The organism is Pseudoalteromonas sp. UCD-33C, assembly GCF_001306895.1.
Taxonomy (GTDB): domain Bacteria; phylum Pseudomonadota; class Gammaproteobacteria; order Enterobacterales; family Alteromonadaceae; genus Pseudoalteromonas.
The window spans coordinates 642,009-657,028 of the sequence record NZ_LJTB01000001.1 but is presented as its reverse complement, the minus strand read 5'-3'; the positions used below and the strand labels follow the sequence as shown (position 1 = coordinate 657,028).

At 42.6% G+C, this 15,020-nt stretch carries 17 protein-coding genes and 1 riboswitch; of the genes, 13 read left to right on the top strand and 4 right to left on the bottom strand.

The features are described 5' to 3' along the window. Nucleotides 1-246 precede the first annotated feature (246 nt). The 3 genes from AOG26_RS02950 to AOG26_RS02940 are packed head-to-tail and all read left to right on the top strand — an operon-like array spanning nt 247 to nt 2,054. On the top strand, nt 247-954 hold the full coding sequence (locus AOG26_RS02950; RefSeq protein ID WP_054561139.1) for a hypothetical protein: 708 nt from the start codon (nt 247-249) through the stop codon (nt 952-954). A gap of 21 nt (nt 955-975) precedes the next feature. Continuing rightward, on the top strand, nt 976-1,479 hold the full coding sequence (locus AOG26_RS02945; RefSeq protein WP_054561138.1) for an RNA polymerase sigma factor: 504 nt from the start codon (nt 976-978) through the stop codon (nt 1,477-1,479). A 5-nt stretch (nt 1,480-1,484) separates the two neighbouring features. Beyond that, on the top strand, nt 1,485-2,054 hold the full coding sequence (locus AOG26_RS02940) for a hypothetical protein (protein ID WP_054561137.1): 570 nt from the start codon (nt 1,485-1,487) through the stop codon (nt 2,052-2,054). A 241-nt stretch (nt 2,055-2,295) separates the two neighbouring features. Here AOG26_RS02940 and galE read toward each other — a convergent pair whose 3' ends face one another. Next, on the bottom strand, nt 2,296-3,309 hold the full coding sequence (galE, locus tag AOG26_RS02935; protein WP_054561136.1) for a UDP-glucose 4-epimerase GalE: 1,014 nt from the start codon (nt 3,307-3,309) through the stop codon (nt 2,296-2,298). A gap of 230 nt (nt 3,310-3,539) precedes the next feature. Between galE and AOG26_RS02930 the strand changes: the two genes are divergently transcribed. Next, a complete protein-coding gene (locus AOG26_RS02930; protein ID WP_054561135.1) occupies nt 3,540-4,043 on the top strand; it encodes a DUF3016 domain-containing protein in 504 nt (167 codons plus the stop codon). Nucleotides 4,044-4,226: 183 nt separating this feature from the next. Here the strand turns inward: AOG26_RS02930 and AOG26_RS02925 are convergent, their stop codons facing one another. Then, nucleotides 4,227-4,517, bottom strand: a complete 291-nt coding sequence (locus AOG26_RS02925; protein WP_054561134.1) for a hypothetical protein — start codon at nt 4,515-4,517, stop codon at nt 4,227-4,229. 72 nt (nt 4,518-4,589) lie between these two features. On the opposite strand from AOG26_RS02925, the gene AOG26_RS02920 reads away from it, so the two are divergent. Continuing rightward, nucleotides 4,590-4,802, top strand: a complete 213-nt coding sequence (locus AOG26_RS02920) for a hypothetical protein (RefSeq protein ID WP_054561133.1) — start codon at nt 4,590-4,592, stop codon at nt 4,800-4,802. Here the strand turns inward: AOG26_RS02920 and epmB are convergent. Next, nucleotides 4,799-5,812 (bottom strand): EF-P beta-lysylation protein EpmB, encoded by a 1,014-nt coding sequence (gene epmB / locus AOG26_RS02915; RefSeq protein WP_054561132.1) that lies wholly within the window; start codon nt 5,810-5,812, stop codon nt 4,799-4,801. The genes AOG26_RS02920 and epmB overlap by 4 nt on opposite strands. Nucleotides 5,813-5,853: 41 nt before the next feature. On the opposite strand from epmB, the gene efp reads away from it, so the two are divergent. Both efp and epmA read left to right on the top strand, forming a co-directional pair. Next, a complete protein-coding gene (efp, locus tag AOG26_RS02910) occupies nt 5,854-6,420 on the top strand; it encodes an elongation factor P (protein WP_054554126.1) in 567 nt (188 codons plus the stop codon). A gap of 67 nt (nt 6,421-6,487) precedes the next feature. Then, nucleotides 6,488-7,462 carry an elongation factor P--(R)-beta-lysine ligase gene (gene epmA / locus AOG26_RS02905; protein ID WP_054561131.1) on the top strand — a complete coding sequence of 325 codons (975 nt, stop codon included), beginning with the start codon at nt 6,488-6,490 and terminating at the stop codon, nt 7,460-7,462. 75 nt (nt 7,463-7,537) lie between these two features. Here epmA and AOG26_RS02900 read toward each other — a convergent pair whose 3' ends face one another. After that, nucleotides 7,538-9,637 carry a TonB-dependent receptor gene (locus AOG26_RS02900; RefSeq protein WP_054561130.1) on the bottom strand — a complete coding sequence of 700 codons (2,100 nt, stop codon included), beginning with the start codon at nt 9,635-9,637 and terminating at the stop codon, nt 7,538-7,540. 123 nt (nt 9,638-9,760) lie between these two features. Here AOG26_RS02900 and AOG26_RS02895 point away from each other — a divergent pair, with 123 nt between their 5' ends. The 6 genes from AOG26_RS02895 to AOG26_RS02870 all read left to right on the top strand — a co-directional run bounded on the left by AOG26_RS02895 (nt 9,761) and on the right by AOG26_RS02870 (nt 15,006). Continuing rightward, nucleotides 9,761-10,150, top strand: coding sequence for an acyl-CoA thioesterase (locus tag AOG26_RS02895; RefSeq protein WP_054561129.1), 390 nt, complete (start codon nt 9,761-9,763; stop codon nt 10,148-10,150). A gap of 166 nt (nt 10,151-10,316) precedes the next feature. Beyond that, on the top strand, nt 10,317-10,676 hold the full coding sequence (locus AOG26_RS02890; protein ID WP_327077984.1) for an META domain-containing protein: 360 nt from the start codon (nt 10,317-10,319) through the stop codon (nt 10,674-10,676). Between the two features lie 64 nt (nt 10,677-10,740). Beyond that, nucleotides 10,741-10,842: riboswitch (TPP riboswitch) on the top strand. 144 nt (nt 10,843-10,986) lie between these two features. Continuing rightward, entirely contained in the window at nt 10,987-12,939 is a 1,953-nt protein-coding gene (gene thiC / locus AOG26_RS02885; protein WP_054561127.1) for a phosphomethylpyrimidine synthase ThiC, read from the top strand. A gap of 72 nt (nt 12,940-13,011) precedes the next feature. Next, entirely contained in the window at nt 13,012-14,022 is a 1,011-nt protein-coding gene (locus AOG26_RS02880) for an FAD-dependent oxidoreductase (RefSeq protein ID WP_054561126.1), read from the top strand. Nucleotides 14,023-14,024: 2 nt separating this feature from the next. Next, nucleotides 14,025-14,222, top strand: a complete 198-nt coding sequence (gene thiS / locus AOG26_RS02875) for a sulfur carrier protein ThiS (RefSeq protein ID WP_171041525.1) — start codon at nt 14,025-14,027, stop codon at nt 14,220-14,222. Between the two features lies 1 nt (nt 14,223). Then, nucleotides 14,224-15,006: a thiazole synthase gene (locus AOG26_RS02870; protein WP_054561124.1), complete on the top strand. Its 783-nt coding sequence runs from the start codon at nt 14,224-14,226 to the stop codon at nt 15,004-15,006. Nucleotides 15,007-15,020 lie beyond the last annotated feature (14 nt).

Genomic DNA, 15,020 nt, shown 5'->3' with positions numbered 1-15,020 from the left:
TAAAAATCCTAAAACCCAAAAATCAAAGCTTAAATCTATCTTAAGCAGCTGCGTTCCACTATTGTTCCACCTCTTTTTTATCTTTAAAATTCAACGAAATAAAATTATTTTTAATTTTTTAAAAATATTTTGTCAGGTTTTCTGTGTTTGTCTCGTCTATAGCTGCAAATGACACGAAGTTGTTCCTATTAGGTGTTAGCGATAGGCAGTGTCTTATGTATCTATTTTTACGAAAAGGACAAACTCATGACGACTACAACATCAACTGTGAATACGCTAAAACTTGATTCAACAAATGCACCATTTAGTGATGCTGCTGTTTGGTTAAAAGAAGGGTGGGGGCTATTTAAAAAAGCACCGTTTAAACTTTTTTTACTTATGACGCTGTTCGCTATTGTGCCAGGTTTAGTGCAGCTATTACCTGCACCTACAGGTTTAACTGTATCAAAATGGTTAGCGCCTATGTTAATGGCAACGGTGTGGCCATTGTTGTTTAACCTGAATAATCAGCAAGGCTTTTCATTTAAGCACAATGCAACATGGGCGAAGTGGGGGCGAGTTGCCGTGTGGTCAGTTGTTGGTATTTTATTGGCGCTGGTGCAATTTGCTGTTGGGAGTACTTTGATTGGTAGTGAGCAGTTATCGGCTTTATTGTCAGGTCAGTTTGTTGATGTTGAGCGCTGGCGCATAGGGGTCATGTTTGTATCAATTGTTCCTGTAAATATGTTGCTTATGTTTGTGGTACCTCTGTTACTTTTAAACAATGCTTCGCTTAGTGCAGCTGTTAAAGAAGGCATTACAACGGCACTAAAGGTGATTAAACCATTAAGCATGCTTTGTTTGATTAATATGCTCGTTACCTTTACTGCCCCTTATAGTCTTTTACCTATGTTGTTGGTAGGGCCGGTATTAGCATGTACCTACTTTTGTGCCTATAATCGTTTGTTCAAATAATAATAAAAACATGGAAGTACAGTGAAAGCTGATGTTCAAATAAACACATTGCTGAATGAATACGCGCCGCTGTTGGCGCGTGTTGCTGCAACTTACGAGATCAATCAAGCGCTACAAGATGAGCTAATTCAAGAGATGTCGTTGGCTGTTTGGCGCGCTTTTGAAAGTAATGACTCATCACCCGATGTTGCCTTTCGTGGCGATGCCAGCATAAAAACCTATATTGCCCGAATAGCTCACAATAAAGCGGTTGATCATGTGATAAAAGAGCAAAACCGCAAAGAGGTGGCAAGCTCTGAAAGTATTGATTACACCCAAGCCTTAAGTACGCATAAATCACCAGACGACAGTTTAGATTTAATGGCTGCCCTTCGTAAATTAACGCTGAAATATCGGCAGGTGCTTGCTTTACAGCTTGAAGGGTTTAATCAAAGTGAGATAGCTCAAACACTGGGACTGTCTGAAGATGCCGTGGCTAAACGTGTAAGTAGGGCAAGACAACAACTTGCGAGCCTAATGGAGTAAATAAAGTGGATAAATTCGAAGCAGATGATCAATTAGCTAAGTGGCAGCAGGCATTCGTGCAGGCAACGCCGAAAGTGGATAGTGAAGCGTTAATTGCACAAACGCAAAAGTCGCGAACTAAGTTAAAGCTAAAAGGGTTAATCGACTCATTTTTAGGTGTTGTGGTAACCGTATTTTGTATTTACGCCATGTTGTTTGAGGCAAAAAATACCTATGAAACCATTATGTTTGCGCTATTAGTACCTATTCCTTTAGGTTTTGGAATTTGGTCATACCGTTTAAGACGAAAGCTTTGGCGAGCAGAAACGTTAGACGTTAATGCAATGCTTAATTTTAAAGAAAGCCAACTGAAGCATCAAATTCATTACTGGCATGTGAGTTTTATTGGCTGCGTTGTGCTTTGGTGCGCTTTGTTAATCGTTGCCTTGTTTAATATGGTTATGTTTAAAACATACAGCCTATGGCTTATCCAGCTTGGTGTTAATGGCATTATCGTGCTGGCTGTTTATGTACGCTATAAAAAACTAAAAGCACAGCTAGCTGTAGCGCTTGAGAGTATTCAAGCGATGCGCTGATGTGCGACTTGACGAGCTATTCCTAAAACTTATATAACTTACAATTCAAATAATAATAAAGGATATAGAGATGGAAGTTTTATACAGTATTTTGTTTTGGGGATCGCCTGTCGGCTTAGGGTTGTTCTTTTTCTTATCGTGCACGGGGGCAGGGATACTTTTCTGGGGTATTGCGCAGCTTAAGAAAGCCTCATCAAATTAAAAAGCCGATGTGTGAACATCGGCCTTATAATGACTTTGACTATTTGTAACCGTTCGGGTTATTGCTTTGCCAGCGCCATGTATCCTGCATCATCTCATCGATACCACGCTCAGCTTGCCAGCCAAGCTCTTTTAACGCTTTTTCTGGTGCTGCGTAGCAAGCTGCAATATCGCCAGCTCGGCGCGGCGAAATTTGGTATGGAACGGCTTGACCACTGGCTTTCTCAAAAGCGGTAACCATTTGCAGTACTGAATAACCATTACCTGTGCCTAGGTTAAATACGTGCGCACCTGTATCACTTGCAATTCGGGTAAGTGCTTTTAAGTGACCTAATGCTAAATCGACGACATGGATATAGTCACGAACACCCGTACCATCTACAGTATCGTAGTCATCCCCAAATACACCTAACTTTTCTAGCTTACCCACAGCGACTTGCGAAATATAAGGTAATAAGTTGTTAGGAATACCATTAGGGTCTTCACCAATAAGACCAGATTCATGTGCGCCGACAGGGTTAAAGTAACGTAAAATAACAAAGGCAAAGCGTTCATCTGATTTCGCGATATCTTGCAGCATCATTTCAACCATAAGCTTTGATGTGCCATAAGGGTTAGTCGTGCCACCAACTGGGAAGTCTTCACGAATTGGCAAACTTGCTGGGTCACCGTATACCGTTGCTGATGAGCTAAATACTAACTTAAATACGCCAGCATCACGCATTGCATCAACCAGAGTCAGTGTACCTTGTACGTTGTTTTGATAATACTCGATAGGTTTTACAACCGATTCACCAACCGCTTTTAAACCTGCGAAGTGAATAACACTATCAATCGTGTGTTCACTGAAGATTTTGTCTAAACAGGCTCTATCTAAAATATCACCTTGATAAAACGTGACGTCTTTGCCAGTAATTTGTTTTACCCGAGCCAGTGACTCATTTGATGAATTGCTTAAGTTATCGAGTACAACAACGTCAGTACCTTGTTGTAATAACTCTAATACGGTGTGAGAACCGATGTATCCGGCTCCGCCGGTGACTAAAATGGTCATAAAATATCCATGAACTATACCTGGTTGAATTAGCCTTATTTCATCACATTTCGGCCTAAATTACATGAATTAATTGTGATTTACGGCGATAAAGCAAAAACATGAATCGCTTGTTTTTGATTACATTTTGCACCATATTGGTTACACCTAAGTGTTTAGATATTAAGCTATAGTTAATTGTCAGCAGCTAAAATTTAATCATTAGCTATACCTGTTAAGTGGAGAAACAGATGAATACAGTAAAAAAAATTGCCTTAGCAATGGTCATTGCACTACCTGCTTTTGCTCACGCAGGAGAAGCAAAAGTTAAATGGCATGACTTTAACGATTACCGCGATGTAGAACCTGGTAACAACTCACCGAAAGGTTCATTTCATAAAAATGTGGCAAAGAATTTTGAAAAACACTTTAATAAACTTGCTGAAAAGTTACCTGAAGGCTACACCTTCAATGTTGAAGTGACTGAGCTCGACCTAGCGGGTGATGTGCGTTTTGGTACTATGAATGAATTACGTATCGTTAAGCCAATTTATTTTCCGCGTATCGACCTAAATTATTCGATTACCGACAAAGACGGTAAAGTGATAAGTGAAGCAAACGATGTAAAGCTTAAAGACATGGGCTTCATGGATCGCATGAAAATGGGGCGCGATGAAGCCTATTATTACGACAAGCGCTTAATCACTGATTGGTTTGAAGATGAGTTACTGCCGTCGTTAAATTTGGGTGAATGATAGCTGTCAGCCGTCAGTTTTAAGTTGAGCTGCGTTGTTTGTGGGTCTTGTAAAAGACCTATATCGTGGGAGGCGTTTAACGCCGAAAAACAATTAACGGCCAAAGCTGCTCCCACATGTAGACGTGAAATTTATTTCGCGCGATAGCCTCTATTTACAATAAATAAAATAGAGGCTTCTACGTTACTTAAACGTCGCTAACAGTTGTAGTAACTGTTGCAGTTTAATAACGGTTTTTTTCAGTTTTTCTTCGTCCATACCGTCGTTGCTTAAGCTTTCTACATCAGCAGCAACATCGAGAACGTAAGGTTTAAAGCGTTTTGCTTCAAAATCAAAGCCAGCATCTTTTGCAAATAAGGCTGTGAATTTGCCATGGCCTTGCTGCTGTAAATCATCTAATTTTTTATCAGCATCAAGTGCCTGACGGTAAACGATTTTTAGGTTAGCATTGAGTTGTTCAATAATTGAATCCATTTTTTTCCTAAAGCTTTAGACTGCAATGCCGATATAGTACGTGGATTGTCTTAAAAAGTCAGGTAATGAACTATGAATATATCAGGATCAAACTTACCCGTAATGAGTAGCGGTGGCGAAAGCGCAGAAGTTTACAGCGCATCGCTTGCTAAAAAACAGCAAAAGGCTGATGGTGCTGCGGCACTTGCACTTATCGAAGGCGCAGCAATGAACACCAGTGCTGCACAAACACCTGCTAAGTCGGTAACTGCGACACTAGGTAACAACGTAAACGTATACGTTTAACTTAGATTGAGATCGATAGGCGTTTTACTTTTTTCGCCGCCGATCTCGCGCACCAGCTTAGGAACCAAAAACCCCGGTAATGCAGTTAGCATAGCCGTCACGATTTCCCGTGCCTGACTTTCAGCTATGTCAAAATGGCTAGCACCCTCAACTTTATCTAGTAGATGTAAGTAGTAAGGAAGTATATCTGCCTCAAATAGCGCTTCACTAAGTGCAACTTGTGACTCGACAGAATCATTCACATCTTTTAGTAACACCGCCTGATTTAATAACGTAACCCCTGCAGCTTTTAACTTTTGCATGGCCGTTTTAAAGTCATCATCAATTTCGTTAGCGTGATTGATATGATTTATAAACACCACCTTTAAGGGCGATGCAGCAAAGCGTGCACATAGCTCATCGGTAATTCTTGCTGGGATCACAACAGGTAAGCGGCTGTGAATACGCATGCGTTTAATTTGCGGAAGCTGCTCTAACTCATCCATAAACCAACTAACAGCATCGTCTTTGGCCATCAATGGATCGCCACCACTTAAAATGACCTCGTTGATATTGCTGTCTGCTTTTATGTAAGCCAGTGCGTCAATCAAGCTGCGTTTGTTTAATTGGTTTTCTTGATAAGGAAAATGGCGTCTAAAACAATAACGGCAATTTACAGCACAGCCGGTTTTAAACATCACTAAAACCCGAGAGCGATACTTGTGTAACAAACCAGGTTGGTTGTTATCTTGCTCTTTTAGAGGATCTTTGTCGTAACCTGTTTTTGCTAAAAACTCTTGGTGTCTTGGCATCACTTGCAGCAAAAGAGGGTCGTTTATGTCGCCATAACGCATTTTTTTGATAAAAGGCAGTGGCACGCGGACAGGAAAAAGACTGCGTGCTTTGAGGTCTTTTTCGTCTACTTTGCTTGATAATCCTAGCATTTCTAGCAAGCGTTCAGGACAAGTGACAACATTTGCCAATTCTTTTTGCCAGTTTTTATGCAAATTTACTTCATTTCTTTGTATCATTGACACGTAGATTACTCGAAATTATTTAGACAGAGGAAACGATGGCGAATTATAGCACCAATGAGTTCAAGGGCGGCCTAAAAATTATGTTAGATGGCGAACCTTGCAGCATCTTAGAAAATGAAATGGTAAAACCAGGTAAAGGCCAGGCGTTTAACCGTGTTCGTATTCGTAAACTTATCACAGGTAAAGTACTAGAAAAAACATTCAAGTCAGGTGAATCAGTTGAAGGTGCAGACGTAATGGATACAGATTTAGCGTATCTATACACTGACGGTGAGTTCTGGCACTTCATGAACAACGAAACATTTGAGCAAATCGCTGCTGACGAAAAAGCGCTTGGCGACAATGCAAAATGGTTAGTTGAAAATGACGTTTGTACAATCACGCTTTGGAACGGTAGCCCAATCGCTGTGACTCCACCAAACTTCGTTGAATTAGAAATTACTGAAACAGATCCAGGTCTAAAAGGTGATACAGCGGGTACTGGCGGTAAACCAGCAACATTAAGCACAGGTGCTGTTGTTCGTGTTCCTCTATTCGTACAAATCGGCGAAGTGATCAAAGTTGATACACGTAGCGGTGAATACGTGAGCCGTGTTAAGTAACAGGCTTTGTTAAGCAATTTATTATAAAATCCCAGCTTCTGCTGGGATTTTTTTTGGGAAACACTTTATGTCTAATGTCCTTTGGCAACCAAGCGCCGATATTGAAACTTTACGCCACCGTGCCGCTATCATCCGCCGTATTCGCGAGTTCTTTTATGATCGTGATGTTATGGAGGTTGAAACGCCAAGCTTAAGTGCGGCCAGTGTAACCGATGTGCATTTAGCGACATTTAGTACCGAGTTTGTTGGTCCTGGTCATGCTGGTGGCCTACCACTTTATTTGCAAACGTCACCTGAGTTTGCCATGAAGCGTTTACTTGCTGCAGGCTCTGGGGCTATTTTCCAGCTATGCAAAGCTTTTCGTAATGAAGAGGCGGGTAGTCATCATAATCCTGAATTTACAATGCTTGAATGGTATCGTCCTGGTTTTGATGAATTTGCGCTTATGGATGAAATGGATGAGCTTATGCAATTGGTGCTTGGCGTAGAAAGCGCAGAGCGACTCACTTATCAGCAAGCCTTTATGAACGCCTTAGGTGTTGATCCTTTAACTGCTGATATCAGCACATTGCAGCAACTAGCAACAGAGCAGGGCTTTGCCGATATTGCCGCGAATGAAACACATCGCGATACCTTGTTACAGCTATTATTTTGTATGAAGGTTGAGCCAACGATTGGCCAAGAAAAGCCTTGTTTCGTTTATCATTTTCCTGCATCGCAAGCCGCTCTTGCGCAAATTTGTCAGCACGATGAGCGAGTAGCAGGGCGCTTTGAGTTATATTTTAAAAATATGGAACTGGCAAACGGCTTTAATGAGCTGACCAATGGCAAAGAGCAAGCAGCTCGTTTTAGTGAAGATAATCAGTACCGTGAAGCGAATGGATTAAAACAAGTGCCAATGGATGAGCGTTTAATAGCTGCACTAGAGCATGGCTTACCACAATGTGCGGGTGTCGCGCTGGGTATAGATCGACTCATTATGCTGGCAACAAATAAGCAAAAGATTAAAGACGTACTCGCCTTTGATGTTGAAAGGGCTTAACTTATTTGGCTCTAGGCTCTAGGCTCTAGGCTCTAGGTGTTTGGGTGCTAGGTAAAAAACCTAGCACCAAATTGCTTATAGCTCGTAAATAAATGTCACACCGGCAACCATAGGTTCGCCAAGTTGTGTGTATGTATGAGTGGTGTAACCGTCTAATGGGTCGTTACCAAACTCAAAACCACGAGTCGGTACGTCTTCGTCAAATAAGTTACGTGCCCATGCATTAATGCTCCAATTATCACTTTCATAACCAAATGAAGCATTCACTAAGTTGCTGCTAGGTGCTTGTGAGTTATGGCTATCAGAGAAGTAGTAATCGTCTTTGCCTTCTATACCAATTGATGCGTAAAGTGCTGGCGTAAAGTTATAACGCGCAGTGAATGCATATTGGTATTTAGGAGCTTGTGCTTGATCTCGACCATCTTGATCTAGGCCTGATTGCGCAACAAAGTCATTGATTTCTGTATGTAGATAACCTGCACTACCCGTTAGTAGTAAATTGTCAGTAGCTTGGAAGCTGCCTTCAATTTCTAAACCATAGTTTTCGCCAGAGCTGGCGTTATCGATATAACCTGTGAATTTTTGGCCTTCAACTTGCCACGATTTTAGCTGCATATCTTCACGGTACATGTAGAAAGCGGCAAGACGTAACACAAACTTATCGTCCAAAGAGCTTCCTTTCACACCAAACTCACCGCTCCATAGATATTCAGGGGCAAATGATGTGTGATTAACAAAGAAATCAGCATCTAGGTTTAAGCCTTCGTCTTTTGCTTTTGCTAAAGCTTCAGAGTTAATACCGCCAGCTTTATAGCCACGAGTAATGCTGGTGTAGATCATGGTGCGATCAATAACTTGGTATTCAAGTGCAAGCTTACCGCCCACCATTACATCATCGGTTTCTTCAATAAAACCGTTATTGTCAATGTAGTCGCCTTGATACTGCTCAACACGTAAACCTGTGATTAAGGTTGTTTTTGGGCCGATAGGTGTTGCTAATTGACCGTATGCAGCAATATTGCTGGTTTCATAATTTGAGGTAAATGGTTGCGCAAGCCAAGTGTATTGACGTTCTAAGTCAACTTCGCGGCCTTGATAGTAAATGCCTGCGACCCACTCACCAGATTTACCACTAAATTGCAGCTCAGCCGCTTGATCTTGGCGATCGCGAAAGTAAGCATCTGTTGAGCTATAACCCCAATCATGCAAGCCAGCAGCACATAACTCAGGTTGGGCTTCATCATTACACACCCAGTCTTCGTCATAGCTGTATAACAGCTCGCTGTCGATACCAGATAGGTTTAAGCTAACATCAAAAAAGTCAAAGCCGGTGTATATGTTTGCTAGGCCAACCGCAATGCTTTCTTGGTTGTCTTGGCCTGGCTCATCAGCAACACTGTAACGGCTGTTATCTAGTGTGAATGCGTCATAGCCGTTATTTATATCGATGTAATGTACATTCAGTTCAGTACGCAAATGCTCGGTCAATTGGCTGTGTAACTTAAAGCGAGAAACAAGCTCATCTTGTTGCTGGGTATCTTCACCTAAATAACGGTTTTCTACATACCCATCAGACTCACGTTGATAAATGCTGGCGCGTACTGCTGTGTCGTCGGTAATACCCGTACCTGCGGCAATACCTGCTTCATAGCTGTTGTAGTTGCCCGCACCTAATTGTATTTTCACACTTGGGTCAAGAGTGGGTGTTGCAGATTCCATTTGAATCATGCCAGCTAAGGCATCAGCACCAAAGCGAGTCCCTTGTGGGCCGCGATAAATTTCAACTTGGTCGATATCAAATAACAGTGAACTGCCGCCTAAACCAGAGTAGTTAATACCGTCGATCACTAAGCCAACTGAAGGATTAATAGGGTCAACAAACTGTGAGCGTAAACCAACACCACGAATTTGCACGAAACGACCTCGAGATGCACCAGAGGTAAAGTTTACATTCGCTGCACTAGCAAGCATCTCATCTAAAAACTTTGCACCGCGTTGATTGATTTCATGATCTGAAAACAAGCTTGCGCTAGCACTAAGGGTTTGAATGCTTTCTCTTTTGAAATCACCGGTAACTTCAATCGTTTCTAGATCACCGTCTTCAGCGTAAGCAATCGAAGATGCTGCAAATAAAGGCAGGATGGCAGCAGATAATAATGATAAACGTCGTTTCATGCGGATTCTTAACTCCATTTTCGGGACTGCTATTCTAGCAACCTAGCTAGCCAAATGGCTATAAAATCAATTTTTATGGTATAAACGCAGGCAATTATACGTAAATTGATTAGGAATACGACTATGACCTTTAAAGTAGACTTTAAAGTGCGTGATTATGAGTGTGATTTACAAGGCATTGTTAATAACAGTGTTTATTTTAATTACCTAGAGCATGCTCGCCATGAGTTTTTACATGCTCAAGGTATCGACTTTGCAAAGCTAGCAAGAGAAAAAGTAAACCTTGTCGTGCTGCGAAGCGAAATGGATTACAAGGCATCACTAGTGCCGGGCGATGAGTTTTACGTTGCAGTTGAGCCTGAGCGTATCAGCCGTTTAAAGTTTGCTTTTAGGCAAACGGTGTATCGTAAACATGATGATAAAGTGATGCTGCAAGCTTTGGTGATTGGCACGTCGGTAAATGAAAAAGGTCGTCCTTTTTTACCAGAAGAAGTCGATAACTTATTCAAATAGTCTGCGTTGTTATTTAAAAAGCTAACTTAGAACAATTTTTTACAGATAAAACATGTTTTTTTAACGATCAATTGCGTTAAATGTTGTTATTATTACTATATTGAAATTTGAATCGTAAAAAAATATGAAGTTAGTAGCCTTGCCCCTCCTTTTAGTATTATTTTGCATGGGCTGCTCATCGACAGGGACAGTCACTAGTGAGCAATTAAAATATACACAGTGGCAATTATCAAAAGTGAATGGTTTAGCCATTCCTGTATCCCAAACAGCCTCGCTGCGTTTTATCGAAGCGATGCAGGTTAACGGCTTTGCTGGCTGTAATAAATTTTTTGGTGAAGGTGCGCTCAGCGAAGATACGCTAACAGTAAATAAGTTAGGTATGACACGTAAATCTTGTGGTGAGCAAGTTGATGCGCTTGAGCAGCAATTACTGTCAGCGCTAAAAGAAGGCGCAGCCATTACTTTAACTGGTGAGCAACTTACCCTACAAGGCGAGCACCATTTTACCTTCATTGCAAAAAACTAAAGTGGCTGAGCTTGCAGCAATTTTTTAACTGACGTACACTCAGGGCGTTTTAAAAGAAACGAATTTATACTTGTCGGAGTGCCTTAAATAAGGCTGAGATCGCGAAAGCGGGATCCGTGAACCTGATCAGGCTAACACCTGCGTAGGGAACAAGCTGCCTCACTGGGCGCTTGTGCGCCAAATTTTGGGGCATAAGCGGCACAGGCTGCACTAGTAAGCAATTAGCTTATTGACGATCCAATGGCGTTTGCCACTCTCTATTGCATTTGCAATATCTGACAAGACAACCCTTAAAGCAATGAGGTAAGTCATGTCAAACACAACAACTAAACCATCTCGCCGCGAAGTCCGCGCGGCTGCATCAGATTATATTTATAACTTAACGGGGCAACCGTTTCCTAATTCTCATAAAGTTTATGTAGAAGGTACACAAGACAATGTACGAGTAGGGATGCGTGAAATCACTCTCAGCGATACTTTTATCGGTGGCACTGAAGAGAACCCTGTATTTGAGCCTAACGCGCCAATTCGTGTTTACGATACATCAGGTCCATATACTGACCCAGATTTTCAACTTGATGTGCGCAAGGGTCTTGAAAAATACCGCGAAAAGTGGATTGAAAGCCGCGGCGACACTGAAATTTTAGACTCAGTGACTTCGCAGTTTTCTCAACAGCGAATGGCAGATGAAGGGTTAGATCATATCCGCTTTGAACATCTACCAAAGATCCGCCGTGCAAAAGCGGGTAAAAACGTGACCCAAATGCATTATGCGCGACAAGGCATTGTGACGCCTGAAATGGAATATGTCGCAATTCGTGAAAACATGGGACGCGCTAAAATTCGTGAAGAGTTACTAGCAGCCCAGCACAAAGGCGAATCGTTTGGCGCTAGCATTCCTGATTTTATTACCCCTGAATTTGTGCGTGATGAAATTGCCCGTGGCCGCGCCGTGCTTCCTAACAACATCAACCATCCTGAAACTGAGCCGATGATCATTGGCCGAAACTTCTTAGTTAAGGTGAACGCGAATATTGGTAATTCATCGGTCACATCATCAATCGAAGAAGAAGTAGAAAAAATGGTGTGGTCGACTCGTTGGGGCGCCGACACGGTGATGGACTTATCAACGGGCCGTTATATTCACGAAACCCGTGAATGGGTGGTGCGTAACTCGCCAGTACCAATTGGTACCGTACCAATTTACCAAGCGCTTGAAAAAGTAAATGGTGTGGCTGAAGACCTAACGTGGGAGATTTTCCGTGATACCTTGATTGAACAAGCAGAACAGGGTGTTGATTACTTTACCATTCACGCTGGCGTATTGTTGCGTTACGTGCCGATGACAGCAAAGCGTGTTACCGGTATTGTTTCCCGTGGTGGCTCAATCATGGCGAAATGGTGTTTAGCGCACCATAAAGAAAACTTCTTATACACGCATTTTGAAGAAATCTGTGAAATTTTAAAACAGTATGATGTGTGTTTTTCATTAGGTGATGGCTTGCGTCCGGGCTCTATTGCCGATGCTAATGACGAAGCCCAATTCAGCGAATTACGTACTTTAGGTGAGTTGACAAAACTTGCTTGGAAACATGATGTACAAGTGTTCATCGAAGGCCCAGGCCATGTGCCAATGCATATGATCAAAGAGAATATGGAAGAGCAGCTAAAACACTGTGAAGAAGCACCGTTTTACACGCTTGGTCCATTAACCACGGATATTGCACCGGGGTACGATCATTTCACATCAGGTATTGGCGCTGCGCAAATTGCTTGGTACGGCTGCGCTATGCTTTGTTATGTAACCCCTAAAGAGCATTTAGGCTTACCTAACAAAGAAGACGTTAAAGAAGGTTTAATCACTTACAAAATTGCTGCTCATGCTGCCGATTTGGCAAAAGGCCACCCGGGTGCGCAAGAGCGTGACAACGCATTATCAAAAGCGCGCTTTGAGTTCCGTTGGCACGACCAATTTAACCTAGGTTTAGACCCTGAACGCGCCCGCGAATATCACGACGAAACATTGCCACAAGAATCAGGCAAGATTGCACATTTCTGCTCTATGTGTGGCCCTAAGTTCTGCTCGATGAAGATCACTCAAGAAGTGCGTGATTACGCCAAAGATCTTGAAGCAAGAGGCATAGATCCGAATAACGTAGGTGATGCTATCGAAATCAAAATGGTCGATGTTGAAGCCGAAATGAAAGCGAAATCAGACGAGTTCAAAAAAACAGGCTCTGAGATTTACCACAAAGCAGTTTAATTGATGGAGCTAGGCATCAGCGATAGGCTCTGGGTATTTACCTAGGGCCTAGAGCTTAGGCCTAGAAAGTTTATGTCATTAAAGATAGCGATATTGGGCTTTGGTTTAACTGGCCGTTTAACTGCATTAGCACTTGCTAAAGAGCATCAGTTAAGTGTGTTTGAACAAGATGATGAACATGCTAGCAACAGTGCCGGTAGCGTTGCTGCAGCGATGTTGGCACCCCTTGCAGAATCAGTCCTTTGTGAACAGGATTTAGCTCTACAAGGGCTTAATAGCATCATTCGTTGGCAGCAAATTTTACGTGAGCTCGATGACGCTGTGTATTTTCAACAAACAGGCAGTTTAGTGGTTGCTCATCAGCAAGATAAGGGCGATTTACAAAGTTTTGTGAGCCGCTTAAAACCGCTTGAAAGCTATCAGGCACAGGCATTGGTTGGCACTCAAATCACTGATCTTGAGCCAGAACTAGCTGGGCGTTTCCATCAAGGTGTGTATTTACCTTGTGAAGGGCAGCTCGATAATCAGGCATTTTATTGCGCTAGTTTTAAAAAGCTTACCTCGCAAGGAGTGCAATTTAACTTTGGCTGTAAAGTTGAATTGAACGCCCATCAAGTGAATGGGCAAAGCTATGATTATGTATTTGATTGTCGCGGCTTGGGTGCTAAACAGGCTGAACCCTTACTGCGTGGAGTAAGAGGGGAGGTGGCGCGTTTATATGCACCAGAGGTGAACCTAACCAGACCGATACGACTGATGCATCCGCGTTACCCAATTTATATTGCTCCTAAGCCAAATCATCAATTTGTGATTGGTGCGACTGAAATCGAATCGCAAGACCGCGGTAAAGTCACCGTGCGCTCGACGCTGGAGTTATTGTCTGCTGCTTATACCGTGCATAGCGGCTTTGCTGAAGGGCGTATCGAGAGCTTGCAATCAGGGCTTCGTCCAGCGTTTGCAGACAACCGCCCGAAAGTCACAAAGCAAGGTCGAGTGATCAGTATTAATGGCTTGTACCGTCATGGCTATTTACTCGCGCCTCAGGTGGTTGATGACGCAGTGAGCTTAATTGCTAAAGGATAAAAATGAATATTTTAATTAATGGTCAGTCAGTTACAGTGAACGACAATACATCGCTCACTCAGGCGTTGAGCCAGTTTGGCGCAAGACCTCCATTTGCGGTTGCCGTTAATGGTGACTTTGTACCGCGCAGTCAATGCGATGCTAAAACCCTCAACGAAGGCGACAGCATTGAGTTATTGTCGCCAATTCAAGGAGGCTAAGATGGATAGTTTTTCGGTTTATGGTGAGCAGTTTACGAGTCGGTTACTGATAGGCTCAGCATTGTATCCTTCACCTAGTGTTATGCAGGATTCGATAGTGGCCTCACAGGCTGAGATTGTCACGGTTTCATTAAGACGTCAGCAAAGCGTTGCTGCGGGTGATGATTTTTGGCAATTGATAAAAAACACCGGGTTAAAGGTGCTGCCTAATACGGCGGGTTGTCATAGTGTGAAAGAAGCGGTGACCTTGGCACAAATGTGCCGCGAAGTGTTTGCCACTGATTGGATCAAGTTAGAGTTGATTGGTGATGAATATAATTTACAGCCCGATCCAATCGCACTGCTCGAAGCCACTAAAATTTTATTGGCCGATGGCTTTAAAGTTTTACCTTATTGCACAGATGATTTAGTGCTGTGTCAGCGCCTCGCTGACTTAGGCTGCGAAGTACTTATGCCTTGGGGGGCACCGATTGGCACGGGTAAAGGCTTACTGAATCCTTACAACTTGAAAATGATCCGTGAGCGCTTGCCTAACCATACTTTAATTGTTGATGCGGGCTTAGGTTTACCATCTCATGCCTGTCAAGCGCTTGAATTAGGGTATGATGCCGTATTATTAAATTCGGCAATTGCAGGTGCAGGTTGCCCAGTAACGATGAGTAAAGCGTTTAAGAGTGCGGTTGAAGCGGGGCGATATAGCTATTTGGCTAAAGCGATGCCAGAAAAAGACGTAGCAAGCCCATCAACGCCGACGCTCGGAATGCCATTTTGGCATCAAGAATAAAATGTGAGGAATAA

Coding starts and splice junctions, on each gene's coding strand:
- AOG26_RS02890 (WP_327077984.1), top strand. CDS start 10,317: ATGGGCTGCTCATCGACAGGGACAGTCACTAGTGAGCAATTAAAATAT.
- AOG26_RS02950 (WP_054561139.1), top strand. CDS start 247: ATGACGACTACAACATCAACTGTGAATACGCTAAAACTTGATTCAACA.
- epmB (WP_054561132.1), bottom strand. CDS start 5,812: ATGATACAAAGAAATGAAGTAAATTTGCATAAAAACTGGCAAAAAGAA.
- AOG26_RS02870 (WP_054561124.1), top strand. CDS start 14,224: ATGGATAGTTTTTCGGTTTATGGTGAGCAGTTTACGAGTCGGTTACTG.
- epmA (WP_054561131.1), top strand. CDS start 6,488: ATGTCTAATGTCCTTTGGCAACCAAGCGCCGATATTGAAACTTTACGC.
- AOG26_RS02880 (WP_054561126.1), top strand. CDS start 13,012: ATGTCATTAAAGATAGCGATATTGGGCTTTGGTTTAACTGGCCGTTTA.
- AOG26_RS02920 (WP_054561133.1), top strand. CDS start 4,590: ATGAATATATCAGGATCAAACTTACCCGTAATGAGTAGCGGTGGCGAA.
- thiS (WP_171041525.1), top strand. CDS start 14,025: ATGAATATTTTAATTAATGGTCAGTCAGTTACAGTGAACGACAATACA.
- efp (WP_054554126.1), top strand. CDS start 5,854: ATGGCGAATTATAGCACCAATGAGTTCAAGGGCGGCCTAAAAATTATG.
- AOG26_RS02930 (WP_054561135.1), top strand. CDS start 3,540: ATGAATACAGTAAAAAAAATTGCCTTAGCAATGGTCATTGCACTACCT.
- thiC (WP_054561127.1), top strand. CDS start 10,987: ATGTCAAACACAACAACTAAACCATCTCGCCGCGAAGTCCGCGCGGCT.
- AOG26_RS02925 (WP_054561134.1), bottom strand. CDS start 4,517: ATGGATTCAATTATTGAACAACTCAATGCTAACCTAAAAATCGTTTAC.
- galE (WP_054561136.1), bottom strand. CDS start 3,309: ATGACCATTTTAGTCACCGGCGGAGCCGGATACATCGGTTCTCACACC.
- AOG26_RS02895 (WP_054561129.1), top strand. CDS start 9,761: ATGACCTTTAAAGTAGACTTTAAAGTGCGTGATTATGAGTGTGATTTA.
- AOG26_RS02900 (WP_054561130.1), bottom strand. CDS start 9,637: ATGAAACGACGTTTATCATTATTATCTGCTGCCATCCTGCCTTTATTT.